The sequence below is a fragment of the Chryseobacterium sp. PTM-20240506 genome, from assembly GCF_048296755.1.
GTDB classification, from domain to species: domain Bacteria; phylum Bacteroidota; class Bacteroidia; order Flavobacteriales; family Weeksellaceae; genus Chryseobacterium; species Chryseobacterium proteolyticum.
Genome location: NZ_CP182581.1, coordinates 1,681,194 through 1,700,228, shown reverse-complemented (window position 1 = coordinate 1,700,228; position 19,035 = coordinate 1,681,194). Strand labels below are relative to the sequence as shown.

8 protein-coding genes are annotated in these 19,035 nt (G+C 39.8%); 5 read left to right on the top strand and 3 right to left on the bottom strand.

Annotated features, from left to right (window positions below; genetic code table 11):
- Nucleotides 1-5 precede the first annotated feature (5 nt).
- Nucleotides 6-4,244 (bottom strand): beta-ketoacyl synthase N-terminal-like domain-containing protein, encoded by a 4,239-nt coding sequence (locus tag ACNFU2_RS07435; RefSeq protein WP_418124494.1) that lies wholly within the window; start codon nt 4,242-4,244, stop codon nt 6-8.
- Nucleotides 4,245-4,263: 19 nt separating this feature from the next.
- Nucleotides 4,264-11,325: an SDR family NAD(P)-dependent oxidoreductase gene (locus ACNFU2_RS07430; protein WP_418124492.1), complete on the bottom strand. Its 7,062-nt coding sequence runs from the start codon at nt 11,323-11,325 to the stop codon at nt 4,264-4,266.
- A gap of 1,223 nt (nt 11,326-12,548) precedes the next feature.
- Here ACNFU2_RS07430 and ACNFU2_RS07425 point away from each other — a divergent pair.
- From ACNFU2_RS07425 to ACNFU2_RS07415, 3 genes are all read left to right on the top strand, one after another.
- A complete protein-coding gene (locus ACNFU2_RS07425) occupies nt 12,549-13,820 on the top strand; it encodes a retropepsin-like aspartic protease (protein ID WP_418124490.1) in 1,272 nt (423 codons plus the stop codon).
- Nucleotides 13,821-13,944: 124 nt separating this feature from the next.
- A complete protein-coding gene (locus tag ACNFU2_RS07420) occupies nt 13,945-14,445 on the top strand; it encodes an RNA polymerase sigma factor (RefSeq protein ID WP_228456965.1) in 501 nt (166 codons plus the stop codon).
- 1 nt (nt 14,446) lies between these two features.
- Nucleotides 14,447-15,052 (top strand): hypothetical protein, encoded by a 606-nt coding sequence (locus ACNFU2_RS07415; RefSeq protein WP_418124488.1) that lies wholly within the window; start codon nt 14,447-14,449, stop codon nt 15,050-15,052.
- Between the two features lie 126 nt (nt 15,053-15,178).
- Here ACNFU2_RS07415 and ACNFU2_RS07410 read toward each other — a convergent pair whose 3' ends face one another.
- A complete protein-coding gene (locus ACNFU2_RS07410; RefSeq protein WP_418124486.1) occupies nt 15,179-15,820 on the bottom strand; it encodes a FadR/GntR family transcriptional regulator in 642 nt (213 codons plus the stop codon).
- 236 nt (nt 15,821-16,056) lie between these two features.
- Here ACNFU2_RS07410 and ACNFU2_RS07405 point away from each other — a divergent pair, with 236 nt between their 5' ends.
- Nucleotides 16,057-17,223 carry a cupin domain-containing protein gene (locus ACNFU2_RS07405; RefSeq protein ID WP_172279189.1) on the top strand — a complete coding sequence of 389 codons (1,167 nt, stop codon included), beginning with the start codon at nt 16,057-16,059 and terminating at the stop codon, nt 17,221-17,223.
- 293 nt (nt 17,224-17,516) lie between these two features.
- Complete coding sequence (locus ACNFU2_RS07400; protein WP_418124484.1) at nt 17,517-19,025, top strand: adenosine kinase; 1,509 nt, start codon at nt 17,517-17,519, stop codon at nt 19,023-19,025.
- The last annotated feature ends 10 nt before the right edge of the window (nt 19,026-19,035 follow it).

Sequence of the window (19,035 nt, the reverse complement as noted above, 5' to 3'; positions counted from 1 at the left end):
GTTGTTCATAGTGTCCATCCGATAATATAATTTTGATGTTTTATGGTTTTTATTTCAGTTTGGTTGATCCACAAATGATCATCCTTTATTAGTTGTACTTCATATGCTTTAGGATTGCCTTGCAGTCCTTTTCCCAGGAACTTTCCATAGGCTTCTTTGGCAACCCAGAATCGGGTCGTCCATTCCGCCTGATCCCTGTCCTTTAATAATTCCAGCTCTGAATCTGTGAATACCAGATCATAGAAACCGGAACTTCTTTCCTCGATCGTTTCCATATCAATTCCTACGGACTTACCATGGCGTGCAATAGCTACAGCCTCCTTTCCTTTATGGGCAAGGGATACGTGGATATCCTGTGTGAAATCGCTGATGAGGTAAGGCTTGCCCAGTTCATCTGAGCCTATTTCAAATGTAATAGGATAGCAGGCGTGATTCTTTTGTTCACGGAGTAAATTCCTTACGGCATCTTTTACGGCAACGCGGCTCACCATCCAGTTTTTCTTCTTGTTGGGTAGTAGTTTTTGGTGGTATTGTTTTTCCGTCTGGTTGAAATATCGCTTCAGGATAAAGTCCCAGGAAGCCACTCTGGTATAAGCCTGATGGAAGAAAAATACCTGGGGTGCTATTTCTTCTGAAAGACGGTTGTGAAGAGGAGACATGGAAACATTCCATAATGCTTCATCGATTTCAAGTCTTCTGTTCTGCCAGCCTGTAATGGCACACCACGCCTTTCCATCTCTTTTCAGTATAATATTGGCGGTGGCAAATTCCTCATTTAAATCGGTAAGAATACAGGTACATTCGAATAATCCGTCCTGACCTTCCATGTTTCCGAAGAATTCAATATCCCTTATTTTTACCGGAAAAGCAATCCTGTCTTTAGTAAGGGTAAGTTGCAGCCACAAGCCAAACAGCTGTCCTGCATTATCCAACAGGGAACCTTTTCCGCCATTTCCTTTAATAGTTCCTATAATACCTTTACTTCCAACGGATAAAATTTCTGTAATTCCCTGATAAGCATCTCCATGGAACATATGTTTATCATAGATTTCCTCAGGAGTACGATGGATGGGTAGCAGATCTCCGATCGAAAGATCAAAAACCGGTACGACAGGAGGTGAAGATCTTAATATGACTTCAGCATTGGCGAAATTTTCTATATCAAGATAAGCGTGGGTTGAAGAGCGCCATTCTCCATTCACTGTTTTTTCAAATGGTTTGGCTACGTTCATCCATTGGAATACGCTAATGTTCATTATTTTATGGACCTGCATTTCCGGGATCTCAGCCTGGGCTATTTCTGCTAGTAATTCAAAGATCATGGTCATGGGAATCACAGGTTCCATATCCGTTACATCAGGCCAGCCTGCAGGTTGTCTAAGCAGACTATGGTCGATGAGGTATGGATGGGTATCCAGATTCACATGCAGGGATTTTGAAAAATTCTTGCTTACAGGTGCTTTAGGTTGAGTAATTACCGGACTTTGAGTTGTCGTCTTTGGTCCGTGCTGGAATAGCGTTAAAACTTCTTCTTGCATACGGATCATATCCGCAATATTTTCCTGGAAAGCCTGCACAAGAGGATGCCCGCTTTTCGTTGCGATGGCGGAAGTTCCGTTTTGTGCTAGTACATCAAAAGATTTAGCCAGTGTTTTAGCTTCTTTAAAATTACGGATGATAGGTGATCCTAATTCCAGTTTAATACCTTTACCTGATGATTTTTTAGAAGCGTGATGTATTTCTAAAAAGTCGAGTGAAATATCTTTACCCTCCACAAATAATGCGGCAACTACACGTTGTAGCTGGGCAAGAGAAGATCGGGTAGCGACACTTGATGCTAATGTACTGAATGGTCTCCCTTTCAAGGTATCATCTATAAAGCCGATCAGTCCTCCGGTACCTATCTGGATAAAGAATCTGGCTCCTTCTTCATACAATTTCTCCGTCAGTTCCCTGAAGCGTACAGGCTGAACCAAATGTTCCGCACTTAGTTTTCTGATGGCCTCCTCGTCCGAAGGATAAGGCTCCAACGTCGTTGCAGACCATAACGGGATTTTCGTTTTCTGGAATTGTGCTTTTTCCATTCCCTGCAGGATTATATCCAGTTTATCTGCGATAAAAGGTGAATGGAATCCTGATTGGAAGGGAAGTATCTGATGAAATATCTGCTGGGCTTTTAATAAAGGGACCAGTTCTTCCAGTGCAGCATTACTGCCACAAAGGATTACCTGATTCGGGCAGTTATCATTGGAAATATAGATATTCGGAATTGTTTCAATAATGGGGGTGATGATATCAATACCTGCCCCGATCGCAATAAACTTAGAATCTTTTAGTTCAAATGTTTCAGGATTCAGAACATCGATCAATGCTTTTACAGAATTCACTTCTGCCAGCTCAGAGGAGTAGCCGGCCAGCCATTCTCCCAAACTGTGTCCCGCATTCATATCCGGTATTATGCCTAGTTTTTTCAATGAATTATCCAGGATGCTGCAGTTGTTGAATATGTTTAATGCGTCCGTAAGTAAGCCTTCGCCCTCTGTTTGTATTGGTTCTGTTAATCCGAAATAACGGCTTACACTTTCTACTTCGCCTTTTGCCAGTCCATCCAGTCCAGGGAATACAAAAGCAACTTTTCCTCCATCATGAAGCAACGGAGTATTGGTGTACCAGATATCCTGTTTATTACGCCAAGGTTTGTCCTTGGATACAATTTTAATAAGTTTTTCTATTCTTTCAGGAGTAGGATCAAACATGGCCACTCTGTAGTTCCCTTCTCCGGTTGTACTTTCGTTATTCTGTAAAGCTGAAAGTAACTCCTGATGTGTTTTTCTGGCCAGTAGCAATACGCGGTCTTTTTTAGGCATATCGTATCCTTCAAGAACCACATGGGCATTGATTCCTCCAAACCCAAATGCGTTAACAGCGGCTACTTTCGGTAAGCCGGTTTTAGACCAGCTTGTAGGTTCCTGGACCGGTGCGAATCTGGTTTGCTGCATATCGGCAATAGGATTCTCACAATATAATGTTGGAGGAAGGATATCATGATGCAGGGCCAGGCACGTTTTTATTAAACCTGCAATACCGGCTGCCGGCATGGCATGTCCGATATTGGATTTAACGGATCCGATACCTGCCGTAAGAGCAGATTCTTCTTTTCCAAAAAACTGAGCGAGCGTCTGAAGTTCTGTTTTATCTCCAAGCGGTGTCCCTGTGCCATGGGCTTCAAGATAACCGATTTTCTTTTCATCAAGGTCTGCATTGATCCATGCCTGTTGTAGTGCCTTCAGCTGGCCTTTTGCAGATGGGCTCATAACACTGGTGCCACTGCCGTCACTGCTTACACCAACTCCTTTGATCACGGAATAGATCTTATCCTGATCCCTGATGGCATCTTCCAGACGTTTCAGGACAATAAATCCGCAGCCTTCTCCAATCAATAATCCATCGGCATCCATGCTGAAAGGTTTGATCTGCTGTTGGCGTGACATGGCGCCCAATTGGGCGAAAATACTCCAAAAAGCTGCATTTTGTCCGGTGTGTACGCCTCCGGCAATAACCATATCACAACGGCCTCTGTTAAGCTCCTGAACAGCGTGGTCTACTGCAATCAGAGAACTGGCACAAGCGGCATCTACTGTGAACGCGGCTCCTCCCAGATTGAACCGGTTGGCCACTAAAGAAGCAACAAGGTTAGGGATGAGTCCCATTGCAGTATCTGCAGCAAAGCGTCCTTTTCTTTCCTGGAAAGCATGTTTTACTTTTTCAATTTCTGCAGGAGATATTTGTGGAAGCAGCTCCTGAAGCAATGAAGATATTTGTTCCCCGGTCCTAACGATTTCGATAGCACGGGTAGCTCCCGGGCCTGTATAATTTCCTTTACCAATGATGATTCCTGTTTTTTCGAGCGAAACCTGTTTTTTGAATACACCGGCATCGTCTAATGCTTTTTGCACCAGATCAAGGGTTAGCAAATGATCAGGTTCGGTGCCTTCTACAGCTAACGGTAAAATACCATAGGCGGTGGGGTCAAATTCATAATCGGGAATGAATCCGCCACGCTGACAATAAAAACGGTCAACCGAACCTGGTGTATCGCTGAAATGGATCGGATCAATACGATCCGCAGGTGCAGTTTGGGTAGAATCTACCTTATTAATGATATTTTGCCAAAAGGTGTTGGCATCCTGTGCTCCGGGGAAGACACAGGATAGGCCAATTACAGCAATATCTGTTTTTTTCATAGTTATCTGATACAGCGATTTACCAATTATTTCCTGACATGATCAGCACCTGGCTTTCCGTTCCGTACTTGATCTCATTAAGGAAGATTTCTTTTCCCTGATCCAATGGAATGAGAGAGATTCCACGACGTTCATATTCTGTTTCCAGGGTTGAGGAAACCATACCGGCACCTTTCCATGGTCCCCAGTTGATGGAGATCACTTTTCCTTTTAATTTTTTATCCAGAGCTTTGGCATAATCATCCAATACACTATTGGCTGCTGCGTAGTCCGTCTGCCCTTTATTTCCATATACGGAAGCAATGCTTGAGAAGAGAACTACAAACTGGCATTCCGGACGAAGCTGTTCTGCTAATACACGTAACGGTTTTACTTTGGTATCAAATACAAGTCCGAACGAACTGGTTGTTTTCTGTTTAAATAGTTTGTCTTCCAAAAGGCCTGCACCGTGGATCACACCATCCAGCTGCCCATATTTTTCATAAATAGTATTGATAAGATCGCATAATCCGTCTTCGTCACAAAGATCCAGGGAATGATAAACTACCGTACTTCCAAGTTGTTCCATATCTCTGATAGTCCGTAGGATCTGATTGCTCTTAAATACCCTAACCGTTTCTTTTTCTATTTCTGAAGGAGAAGTAAATTGTCCTGTTTTAATCAGGTAACTTCTGATTTCTTCTTTCGTTTTCAGGGTTTCCAATTCTTTAAGATCAGACGTTCCTTCTCGCGGATCTGCAGACCGGCCAACAAGGATATAGGTGCAAGGATAGGCTTCGGACATGTGTTTAACAAGTTCAGCCGTGATGCCCTGTCCACCACCTAATACAAGCACTACAGATTCTTTGTTCAATTGGATGTGTGCTTCCTCCAGGCTGGTTGATAGAGGAGATGGTATAATATCTACCTTGTGACGTTGGTCATCTTTATAAATAACTTCGGATGGCTTGTCTGTCGTAAGTATTTCTTTTAACGCGATTTCTGCAATTTGATCAAGATCCTGAGGAGTACTCAGGTTGATCAGTCTGCATGAAGTTTGCTCATACTCCCTGGCAAGGCTCTTAAAGAAGCCTGGATATCCCTGATAATGGCGTAATACTTTAATATCGGTCAGTTCCTGAAGATGTGCAGGAATATCGGATATCAGGTATACCCATTTTACTTTATCGAAGTCCAGCTTCTTTATAAGGTCAACATATTCAATGATGCCGTTTTTTACTTCAGAAGAGAAGATGTCAAGAATGATAAGCCCGTCAAAATTTTTAAGGTCCGTTTCCATATCGATCACTTCACCGATGGCTCCGCATTTTTCAAGTATATTTTTAATGGCTAATGTTTCTATAATCGTAGCAGGAGTAATGGCAAAACGTTTTCCTTTTATTGTTTCTGTATTTTGTATTGCTAAAACATCACTTGGCGTAAGGTCAAATCTTAGACGTGATAACATGGCCTGTTCCTGAGCTTCTCCTGATATCTGTTCAGTAATTTTAGCTTCTGCTTCATGGCTGGCTTCACTGCTTTTTCCATTAAGCTCACTGATCCATGATGCCAATCCCCGAAGGGTTTTAATTGCTGCCAGTTTCTCCATGATGTCATCTGCCTGCTCTAAATCCTGTCCGAATCCTATTTTGGTTTTCAGATCTCCGATAATTTCCATTCTTTTGATGGAATCGATGCTTAAATCTGCTTCAAGATCCAGGTCTAGTCCCAGCATTTCTTTCGGATATCCTGTTTTTTCACTTACAATATCCAGGATTGCATTTTGAAGGTCTTCCAGGGAAAAAGAAGACTGATTTTTCGGTTCTGCAACTTCTACGGCCTCAGTTTTTGTATTCACTGCAGCAGGAGCTCCCATAAATTCCGTAAGCCAGGAAACCAGCCCGTTTAAAGTTTTGATAGAGGCAAGTTGCTCCATTACAGTGTCTTCATTAGAACTGTCCATAGATAAAGCACCCAGCTCACTTCGAAGTGTTCCTATGATCTCAACTCTTTTGATGGAATCGATACTAAGGTCCGCTTCAAGATCCATTTCCATGCCCAGCATTTCATGCGGGTATCCGGTTTTTTCACTTACAACCTGTAGTAATAAAGTTTTAACGTCTTTTGTTGGGGCTTGTTTTGTCTGAGTAACAACTGCCGGTTTTTCTGTAACGATTTGCGAAGTTGGTATAGTAACCACGTTGTTAGCCCCGTTAGCCCCGTTGGTTCCATTGGTTCCGTTTGTTACTGGTGCGTGATACACGGGAGCAGAAGTAATTTGAGGATTCTGACCCAGGAATGAAAGCATTACATCCCTTTGAGCCTGTATCATCATCTTCATACTATTTAAATATTCCTGCAGCATACGCTCGGCAGCGGGTAAATTCTCGGTTGCAGGTGCTTGATTATTAGTAAAGTTGTTCATTTGGATAGGGTTTAAAATGGGTAGTGCACCATTGGCAGGCAAATTACCTGTAGTAGGGTGTGCTGTTTGTCCGTTAACACGCCAGATGGCCGGGTTTTTCTTATAAAGATCAGGTTGGTCAATCTGAATAAATCGGGTATTGCGGCCATCGAAAAGCTTGCTGATGTCAAAGTTTCGACCCGTACCTAAATATTGGGCAAGCATGCACAGAAGATGGCTGAATTTATTACGACTGTTGTCTTCCACATACAGGGTCAACTGATCTTTACCTAAGGAAGATTGCGTTAATCCGGTAAGTACTTTTCCTGGTCCTACTTCGATGAATATTCTCGCTCCGTCTTCGTACATCGCCTGAATTTGCTCTACAAATCTCACCGGCTGTACAAGATGGTCTGTTAGCCTTTCCTTTATTTCTGAAGATTCTGTCGGATATACTGTTGCGGTAGTATTCGACCAGACAGGAATTTGCATTTCCTCAAATGGAATATCGTTGAGTACCGTTGTATACAGATCTTTGGATTTGGCAACAACAGGGCTATGGAATGCACAGGCAACCTCCAGCTTTTTAGCAGAAATTCCTTCCTGTTTAAGGATTGTCATCAGGTTATTGATTGCATTGGTACTTCCTGCAACCACGCACTGGGAAGGTGCATTATAGTTTACGGGATAGCAGCCTTCGGTTTTTTCAAGGATCGGTAATAAACGTTCTTTTGTTATGCTTACAGCTACCATGGTACCCGGATCTCCGCCTTCCACAGAGTTCAGAATAGCATGCGCCCTGCGTCTGCTAAGGTCTACAAGTTTTTCTTCTTCAAAAACACCGGCAAAACATAATGCAGGCAGTTCTCCGTAGCTGTGACCTGCCAGCATATCCGGAACAATCCCCAGAGATTGAAGGAATTTAGCCAGTGCAAGATCCACAATTCCTAAAAGAGGTTGTGCCAGGCGGGTATCTTTAATGGTTTCTTTTTGTTGCTTTAAAGTTTCCGGATCGAAAGACGTAGAAGGGAAAACTACTTTTTCAAGCTCAGGGTACTGGTCCAGAAGTTTACGCATTGCAGGGAATACGACAAACAGATCACGCGCCATATTGATACGCTGACTGCCTTGTCCAGGGAACAAAAAGGCTACCTTACCGGCTTTCTTATTAACGGTAAAAGTGTCTTTGGTTTCGATGCCGGACAGAATCAGCTCGATCTTCATCATCAGATCTTCAGCTGTGTCCGCTACAATACTCAACTGGACAGGCTTTTCAGAACCTACGCTTAAGCTGTATGCTATATCTTTCAATGAAATATCATCATTGATTTCCAGTAAAGAAGTGATCTGGCTTAGCTGGCTTTTTGCTTCTTCATAAGTATCTCCACGGAATACAAATAATTCCGATGGCCATGATTGCATGGTCACAGGCTCTTCCTGTTTCGAATGATTGGCAATCACAGTATGGAAATTGGTTCCGCCAAATCCAAAAGCACTGATTCCCGCATAACGGTTTTTATCGCCCCACAATCCGCTTTCTGCATAGAATGCAAAAGGACTGGTTTGTGCATTATAATAAGCATTAGGCTGCTGAAGGTGAAGGGTAGGTGGTTTTACACCATGATACACTGCTAATGATGCTTTGATCAGCCCTGCTAATCCTGCCGCGCATTTGGTATGTCCGATCTGGGTTTTTACAGATCCCAGGTGAGTCTGGCCCGGTATCGCTCCAGATCGGCTGAATAAATTGGTTAATGCATTAAGTTCGGTCTTATCTCCGACTACAGTTCCAGTTCCGTGAGCTTCTATTAATCCTACAGCTGCAGGGCTAATACCTGCTTGGGCATAAGCACGTTCCAGTGCTCTTACCTGGCCAATTTTCCGTGGAGCAGTAAGCCCTAAAGCCTTACCATCACTGGATCCTCCGACACCTTTGATTACCGAATAAATGCGGTCACCATCACGTAAGGCATCTTCATATCGTTTCAGGACAAGAATAGCAACCCCTTCTCCCAGGGCAATTCCGTCGGCTTCACTATCAAAAGTTGCACATCTTCCTTTTCGGGAAAGTGCGTGTGTGCTTGAGAACATAAGATAATCGTTGATCCCGTTATGCAAATCTGCTCCACCGGCCAGCACCATATCCGATTTGCCCAATACAAGTTCCTGGCATGCCAGTTCTATTGCGGCCAGAGATGATGCGCAAGCGGCATCTACCGTGAAGTTTCTTCCACCAAGGTCCAGACGGTTGGTGATTCTTCCGGCGATTACATTGGCTAAAATACCTGGGAATGAATCTTCTGTAGTATTTGGGAATGCTTCTTTTACTTCATCATGAAGTTCCCCGAAAACCTGTTTGTAATAACCTCTGAAACTGTAGCTGTTCGCAAGGTCATTACCGCCTTCAGCTCCTATGATTACAGAGATATTTTCTCTGTTGATATGTTTCTCACCATAACCAGCATCTTCCATGGCACGTTTGGCCACCAGTAATGTTAATAATTGTGTAGGTTCAATAGCGGCGAGAGATTGAGGAGGTATTCCGAAGGCAAGCGGATCAAAATCAATTTTCGGAATGAATCCACCCCATTTGGAATGGGATACATCCGGTCCATCTGAATCCGGATGATAATAAAGCTCTTTATTCCATCGTTCATCGGGTACTTCTGTTACACTGTCTTTTCCTAAAATGATATTACGCCAGTATTCTTCCAGATTTTTTGCACCCGGAAATATACATTCCATACCTATGATTGCTATGTCAAGCGGTTTTTCATGAGAAGATGGTTCTTCCGGTAAAGCGGCATCCTGTATATATTTAAAATTATCTACAGCAACATCTTCATGAAGGTCCGAAATCGAAATAACACGGTCATGCATGGTAGCGATCTGACCAATCATGTACATCCCAAGATCCAGCTGTTGATTTTTAGGAATATTAACGAGTTGATCCCCCTGACGATCTACTCCTTTTGCTGCAATCCTCAGACGGCCTACGTTGAGCTTTTCAAGCTGCTCCCAAACCTGTTTTTTATCCATTCCGGCTGCCAGAAGTTTTGTTTTTTCAGCACTGAAATGTTGAGCAAATGCCGTGTTCAGGCAACGCGTTTCATGTCCCGGTGCGGTTTCCAATAAAACGGTGTCTTTTGCGTGCATGGCTTGTATCTGGAATTCTTCCTGAATAGCACCTGTAATTACGGCTTCCTGGGTATAAAGATATGCCGTACCCATCAATACTCCAACCTTTACACCTCTTGCTGCAAGAGGTGCTGCCATGATAGAAACAAATGCCGTTGAAAATGCATTATGGATCCCACCTGCAAAAAAGACGCTGATATTTTCCGGGTGTTCTTCTTTTAATATACGTTCAATTTGTTTTTCCCAAAGAACAGTGCTTGAAAGGGGTCCTACGTGTCCGCCACATTCGCGTCCTTCAAATATGAAATTTCGGGCTCCTTCTTTTAAGAAAATATCCAGCAAAGCCGGTGAAGGAACATGAAGAAAGGTCGTTATTCCTGCTTTTTCAAATATTTTTGCCTGGGCAGGTCTTCCTCCGGCAATTAAAACTACAGGAGGTTTTGCCTCCAATATATAAGAGGTTTGCTCATCTCGTAATTCCTGGGGGGCAAATCCTAAAATTCCTACACCCCAAGTTTTTTCTCCCGCAAGCTTTTTAGTATCCATAACCAAATCTTTAGCCTGGTTTCCTTTAAGTAAAGAAAGGGCAACGAAAGGCAAGGCGCCTGCATCAGCTACAGCGTTAGCGAACGAAGGAACATCACTGACACGGGTCATTGGGCCCTGAGCAATAGGGTAACGAAGGTTTAGCTCTTTCGCTAAAGCATTTTCCTCGTCAATTACCTGTAGGGCTTTTGCCTGTTTAAGGTGGCCATACATGGCTTCTTTAAATCCAAAAACCATTTTTTTAAGGTTTTTGAAGTCTTCAAAGAGGTCTGTTGCTAATGAAATATCTTGTCCCATTGGGATATAGCTGTTAGCCGGGTCAAGATCTGTGAAAAATTCTTTAAGGTCTTCTGCGGTGGCATTTTCCGGTAAAGAAGGTGAGTTGGGTCTTACCAAAACACGATGGTTAGCAATGATTTTTGTTTCGGTTCCGTTAAGCTTTGAGCAGAGATCTTTTAGATCCTGTGGAACAGAACTTTCCGGAAACAGCGAAAGCTGGCTGTCCAGTACAACACCGGTTGCTCCCAGTGCTTTTGCGGCAGCAGCGGTATGAAGTCCCACGCCTCCCTGGATCCATACCGGGATAGAGGTTACTTCTTTTATGATTCGCTGAAATAAAACAAATGTTGACTCATATCCTACAAGTCCACCGGCTTCATTTCCTTTAATAATAATACCTGCAGCTTCCATACGTTCAGCTTCTTTGGCTTCTTCCAGACTGCTTACCTGATAAACAATCGGTAAATTCGGGAAGAGATTGGCGGAAGTGCCAAATGGAAGGATCACAAATTCTACTTTTTCAGAAATTTGAAGGGATTCGAATTTATCATCGGAGGAATAAATACCGTAAGAAGGTATATCGGTCTGGTCTAATTGATGAAGTGCTGCCTGGGCGATTGCTGACTCATGTCCCAAGCTTAAAACAGCAAATGCACCTGCCTGGTGTAGTTTTAATATAAGATGGGCATCCGGCTTCTCGAAAGGAGTAAGCCCAATAATAGTTATGTTTTTCATGGCGTTTTTATATTGAGTGATCAGGATTCCTATAACCAATCGGTAAAACGTTTAATGTTATATCCGGTTGTTTTGTTATGGAGGAATAAAAATAGTAAAATTATATTATATATTCAATAATAAATAGTATTTAATGATTATTCTTTAATTTTGAAAGAATTGGTTTTCCAAAATGCTATTGAGCGGTGCTTATAAGGCATGCATTCTACATTGCTCTTTTCATGGGGCTTTAAGTCGATGGTGATTAGATTTTTCATTACATTTATAATTTTTGAGATAAACGGCGGGAAATGTCATAGCAGGATGCTGAACGTCCGATATATAGAACGATCGTCTGTTATGATGGAATAAAAATAATTAATTCTGTGATATGTTTAATAATAAAGGCGATTTGGTAATGATTTTTTAATAATGACTCTTTTTAGCCTTCAAATATCATTAAACACCTGAAACTTATATTTTTATTCTTATGAAAAAACTGGTACAATCTATGTGATAATAATTATAAATATTTATAATTATTTAGCAATATTAAGCAAATATATGAATAAAAATGTGATATTTCAATAGGTGGAGATTTGTTTTTTTAATATTACAAAAAGATAACATACAAATAGGGGTATATTTGGAAAAAATGAGCAGACTGAATTGGTAGAAAATTCAGTTGATTTTGTATAAAGATGGTCACATCCATATCATAAAATCCGTACTCCAAATAATGCTAATTATCTGTTTCTTAAATTTTTATTCCGGTCATTAAACGGGTACAATCTGTGTTACTTCAATTGTAAAATGTTTACAATTATTCGGTAACGTCACGCAAATGTACAAATAAAAATTAAATATTTCAACGGGTAGGGATTTGTTTTTTGTATTACAAAAATATAATATTAAAAACGTTGTCTTTTTTACAAAACGAATAAGAATCAATTCGATGAATTGCTTCAATAATTTTGTACCAAGCTGGTCAGTTTAAGTGCTGATAATTGAACAGGGTTGCAGCAACAATATGACAAGATTATTGATAATAGGGATGATCAGGGAAAATGGATTGAAGGTAATTGTTTAAAATTTTAAGTAATTTATCCGTGTATCGTTGCTGTATTTAATAAATTAGCGGACTAACTATTTAAATTATTAATGAAAAGTTTGGTAGTATGAAAAATTATAAAATAAAGTTTAAAAGATTTAGAAAAAACTTAGAAAGAGGAAAGTTGTTTCATATGAATAAGATTTTCTGTCGAATTATGGTAACGACCTTCCTGTTCGTTTGTAGCTTTAGTTTTAGCCAAACCCATAATTCTGAATTTAATAGTTTGTATGCGCAAATACAGAAAAAAAACTTCTTCAGTGCACGTGAAATTTTTGCAACAGCCGGGAAAAAATTGCCGGTGGAATACCAATACTTTACGGAAGCAATTCTTAATAATGCATTCAATAAGCCCCGGGAGTCCGACCTGAAGATTTTGAAACTGGAAGGGTTGAAAACAATAACGCTACCAGATTCACTACTGTTGAAAATATCTCATCTCAAAGAGGATAACAGTATGAAGCAATATGATTATGCGGGAGCAAAAACTGCGGTACAGAATACCCTGAAAAAATATGATCAGATATTGACAGAAGAAGAGAGGAGTGATCTGAAGAATAACCTGAAAATCTGGACGGCACTTGAAAAGGAGCCTCGTCAGAAAGTTACGATGAAAGGGAGTACAAACATGAAAATGGAAAAAGATGTGGCTAATTTAAAAAATCTCAAAGTGCAGATTGGTGACGATTTTATGAATTTTATTTTCGATACGGGAGCTAATATATCTACTATTTCAGAATCTGCGGCTAAGCGTTTGAAAATGAAGATTATTCCCGCAGGCATAGATGTGGATGCAATTACCGGTATATCCGTAAAGGCTAACCTGGCGGTTTGTGAAAAGTTTAAGCTAGGGAATGTCATCATAGAAAATGCTGTTTTTTTGGTGTTTGCAGATACTGCGCTTAGCTTTCCGCAAATTAAATACCAGATCAATGGCATTCTTGGATTTCCTGTTATTGAAGCACTTCGTGAAGTGCAGCTGACACAGGATGACTATTTTATTGTACCGGAGGCTGAAACCAAAATAAGTAGTCCTTCCAATATGGCGATCGACGGTCTTTCACCTCTTATTTTTATAGATGGAAAACACTATAGTTTTGATACGGGAGCAGATCAGACGATGTTATATGCTCCCTTTTACCAGGAGAATAAAAAAGAAATCGATGAGCATTATAAAGTAAGTAAGATCGGCATGGGAGGAGCTGGTGGAAAAGCCGAATACGATGGATTTAAAATAAATCATACTTTCCATATCCTTGGAAAAGAAATCGAATTAAGGGATATCCGTTTATTAAAAGATAAGATCAATAAAGAAACCGTGTATGGAAATATAGGGCAGGATGTTATCCGAAAATTTAATAAAATGACGATGAATTTCGATCAGATGTTCATTAAGTTTGATTAGTATAAATTAGAAAAAGATTTAGAAAATAATCCCTCCGGAAAACATCAGGAGGGATTATTTTTTTAGATCAATTATTTCGTAACATTTTGTTACAACGGGTAACAAATAGCTAAAATCTAAAGATTTGAAAAAGACAGATTTAGAATTAGAGTTTGAGCTCAGGCTAAAAGAATATAAACTTTTAATCTATAAGGTTTGCAGGATGTATAGCAATGATCCCAATACTATTCAGGAGATGTATCAGGATATTATTATTCAGTTGTGGAAATCTTATCCGAAATTCAGAGGTGAGTCAAAATTCAGTACCTGGCTCTACAGGATTGCTATTAATACGGTTCTGATGAGTCTTTCCAAACCGAAACGTTCTATTCAGATCAGTGATATTGAACTGCAGTACGTTCAGGTCTCCTATGAAGAAGATACGGGATTGAAAGAAGAACAGCATCAACAGTTGTATGTAGCGATACAACAACTGAATGATGTGGAAAAATCGGTTGTAATGTTGTACCTGGAAGATAAATCTTACGATGAAATGGAAGAGATTCTGGGGATCAGCAATGCAACGTTGAGAGTAAAGATGAACAGGATTAAAGACAAATTAAGAACCTTAACAAACAACAAATAAGATGGAATTAGATGTATTGAAAAACAACTGGAAAACAATTTCAGTAAATGTAGATCAGAACGAATTTGATATTATTTCTGCTACTAGAAGAGGGATAGCCTCTCCACTTGATGCCCTCAAAAAAAGAACAAAAAAGCAGCTGATGATTTTACCCGCTCTTTTCGTTTTTTTAATAATTGCAGGCATAAATGCAAATAAAACGGGAAACAGTTTTTTTATATGGGTGGCGGCCGCCATTCTGCCTGTAATGATCATTTATCATTTTTTCAATTTAAAACTGATCAATGGTTTGGAAACGTTTAATGGCCCGGTAAAGAAAGATATTGAAATGAAGATCAGGAAACTTATCAAAAGCAATGGTCGTTATCTTATAGCAACAAGGTTCCTTTTTTTATTGCTGATCATTTCTTCGGAAGTTTTACTCAGATATAATAGGGTGGATTGGATTCAGGGACTTGACCTGCTGGCTAAAATTGATTTTCTTCTCAGATTATGTATATATGCGGCGATATTCGGATTCCATTATCTGATCAGTGAATACACATTTAATAAATATTTTGGACAATATCTTAAAAAACTGAAGGATGTATTAGCTGAAATGCAATAAGGGTAGCCCCTCTGAAATACAGAGGGGCTATTGTTTTCCTTAAAAGTGAAACTGTCCAATAATTATTAGCTGTAGCTATTGTTGTACACAAGATTCACAAATAACGGCTGGTATATATCAAAAATCTTAATAGTTATTGTCCAGAATTCTTTGAAGAACTAATTGGGCTTGGTTGGTTTTTTTGTTCTTAATCGCTTTAAATAATTGTTCATGCAAATGATGATTCATTGCAAAACGGCTGATTCCTTGCTTTTCTCTTGCAAGAAAAAAATTACGCATGATTAAGGTGAAACTGTAATATAAATCAGATAATACTGTATTTGAGGAAGCCTTGGCAATCGCTGTATGAAAAGCAATATCTGTATCGGCACAAAGCTGAGCGTCTTCAGCATGAATAGCCAGTCTGCGATTTTCTAAATATTGTTCGATCTCCTGAAGTTGTTCCTCAGTACGATTTTGTGTGGCCAATTTTACAATTTCCTTCTCCAGAAGTCTCCTTACTGCATTGACGTCATCAAAATCTGCACGTCTTAAGCGCTGCTCAATGCTGACCTCCTGGAAGCTGTTATTAACAAAAGTCCCGGATCCCTGCTGTACTTTCAGAATCCCTGAAATGGCCATGGTTTTAATCGCTTCTCTGATCGTGGAACGACCTACGCCATATAACTTCATCAGTTCAGGTTCGGAAGGTATCTTTTCCCCCGCTTTGTATTTCCCTTGAGAAATATCTTTCTTTATCAGACTAATTACCTTTTCATAAAGTTTCATGATTCGCTAACTCCTTTGCAGCAAACATACGACATTTCTGGTAAACATCATATAATTCCTTAGGATTCTGAGGTAGTTGGACTCGTTGAAAATGTTATTTTACCAGCAAACGCCTTTCAATACAGTTATATAAGTATAAAAATTAAACATATGATGTTTTTTAAAAACATATGATGTTTTGCTTTGAGATGTCATATTTAAATTTTACATTTGTTTTAATATTAATATAAAAAGATATGGCAACAACAAGACGCGGATTTCTTTCCGCAGTATCTTTATCAAGCTTTGGTTTGGTAACAGCATCAACAGGCCTAGATTTATTAATTCCAAAAAAGGCCGAAACTTCAGTAAAAAATGGGTCAAACGATCCCAAGGTAGAAGAATTGGAAGATTTTGTATACGACATTGAAAATGGTAGTAAGGGCTGGGTAGGTCCCGGTGGTACAGCCAAAGAAGCGACTGTAGAAGAATTTCCGGTATCGCAAAGTATTGCAGGAGTAATTATGCGGTTAAACCCGGGTAGCTTCCGTGAATTACACTGGCATTCAATCGCAGCAGAATGGGCTTATGTGTTAGAAGGAAGTGTACGTACAACTGTTGTTGCTCCGGATGGAACTACGGCAACAGATGATTTCGAGAAAGGTGATATCTGGTATTTCCCGAAGGGCCACGGACATTGCCTGCAGTGTATTGGTGATCAATCATGCCTGTTTTTATTAGTCTTTGACAATGGTCACTTTTCTGAATTTGGAACTTTCAGTTCCACAGACTGGATCAACCATCTCTCTCCTGAGATACTGGCACGCAATTCCGGATTACCGGCAAATGCATTTGCATCCTCTCCTCATAAAGAGCTTTATATTGGTACGGGGAAAATAGCCACAGCCAAAAAACCACAAAACATAGATCCCAATATACCTCCAAGTTATGCGGCCCATAAATTTCGCATGGAGACCGATGGTGTTTATGAAAAATATCCTGGTGGTTCTACTATAAAAGTATCTGCTCAGGAATTTCCTATTCAAAAGACTTTAACTGCTTTACGGATGGATATCGAACCAGGAGCAATCCGTGAACTGCACTGGCATCCTAATGCCGACGAGTGGCAATACGTTATGAGCGGACAGGGAAATCTGAGTATTTTTGGTTCACATGGACGGGTAAAAACAATGCCTTATAAAAAAGGTATGGTTTCTTTTATCAAGCAAGGTTTCGGTCACTATATAGAAAACACCGGCACTGAAACCCTTAAATTGATTATTGTTTTCAACTCTGACGAATATCAGGATATATCCTTGAATGACTGGCTGGCCTCTAATCCGGCGCAACTTGTTGAAGATCATTTTGGAATTACCCCAGCCCAGACGGCTAAAATAGCAAATCACAAAAAAGGAATTTTTTAGTTTTGGAAAATATGGAAAAATAAGGCTTCTGAAGTATAATCTCAGAAGCCTTATTACTAAGAGGCTGTTTGGGTTCATTCAGGTTGAAATAATTTTGATGATCCTAAAAGAACAAAATATAAATCAGGAGTATCAAAAATAAAGTCGTTGAGACTCAGTTCTTACCGACTGCATTCCTTTATTTTATCTGAGATTCTGCCAGATTGAAGTTGTTTTACTCAAAAAATTAATTATATTTTTGATAATAATTAATTCTTAGGCATGCCGAATTATGCCATATAACCCTCGATATTATGATGAAAAAATATATTACTTATCTGTTATTTTTTGGATTTCCTTTGTTTGGATGCCAAAGCAAAGTGGCTGAAAATTCTGCATATCAACAAAACTGGATGCAGCTGGAACAGCAGAATAAAGCAATTGCTTTCGATGCTGATGTAAAGTTATCTGATGCTGAAATTTCTTTGGATCAAAAACTATTTCAGATAAGAAAAGATTTCCTGGCCGGAGCGGAAAAGCAAAAAATATCTTTGTATAATAGCTCATTTAATGAATTAAAACCTCTGATTGAAAGCAGTAGATTATTTGAGATCTTCCAATCAATGCCTAAAGGAGGATTACTGCATACACATAGTGGCGGGATCACGGATGCTAAATGGGTAATTACTGCAGCAAGAAAATATAAAGAATGCTATATCTATGATCAGGCGGATACCAAAGACTTTATTTTCGGGCAGCTGGCATTTTTTCAAGATGGGAAAGTCCCAAAAGGATTTGTCAGCCTTGATCAAAAATTGAGTTCCGAACCCGGCTTTGAAAAACAGTTGACAGAACTTCTTCTGCTGAAGCGGGAATCACTCTGTACGTACTCGGATTACTGGATTGAATTTGAAAAACGCTTTACAAGGATAAGCCTCCTGTTGCCTTATCGTCCTTTTTTCAAAGAGTATTATAAAAAAGGATTTGAAGATTTAGCGGCAAATAAAGTACAGCATGTAGAAATAAGATATGTTTTTGATGAATTGTACGATTTTCAGCATGGAAAATACCCTCTGAAAACTTCAGTCACAGATTTGCAGGAAGTAGTGAAAGAGATACAGAAAAAGTACCCGGAATTCAGTCTGAAATTAATTTACTCAAGTTTTAAATTTTTAGATCCACAGGCTGTAGGAAAACAACTTGAAACAGCTTTTGAACTTAAAAAAGAATTTCCGGATGTTATTTCAGGTTTTGACCTTGTGGCCGATGAGGCTGCCGGGAATAGTATTTACTCTTTTCGGGAAGATTGGGCGAAGCTGAATGAACTCAGTAAAAAGTATGGCGTAAAGATGCCTCTTTTCCTTCATGCAGGGGAAAGCGTTTCTGTCTTTAATAAAAATATGATCGATATTGCATCACTGGACAACCCAAGAATCGGACATGGTTTGAATCTGATCTATTTTCCCAAAACTATGGAACTGATCAAAAAACAAAATAAGCTTGTAGAGGTTAGCCCGATCAGTAACCAGGTTTTAGGATATGTGAGTGATCTGAGAAATCATCCTGCAAGAGTTTTGCTAAGTAACGGAATACAGTGTTCCATTAACAGTGATGATCCTAGTGTTTACGGATACGAAGGTCTTGGATATGATTTCTGGGTCGCGTATGTGTATTGGGAACTTGATGTAAAAGCCCTGAAGAAGCTTGTTTTTAATTCAATTAATTATTCGTCTCTGAATGAGAGTGAAAAGAAACAGTCATTGACGTATCTGAATAAGCAATGGGATGACTTTGTTAAGGAGATGAATGGCAGGCTTAAGTAATCAGATATAC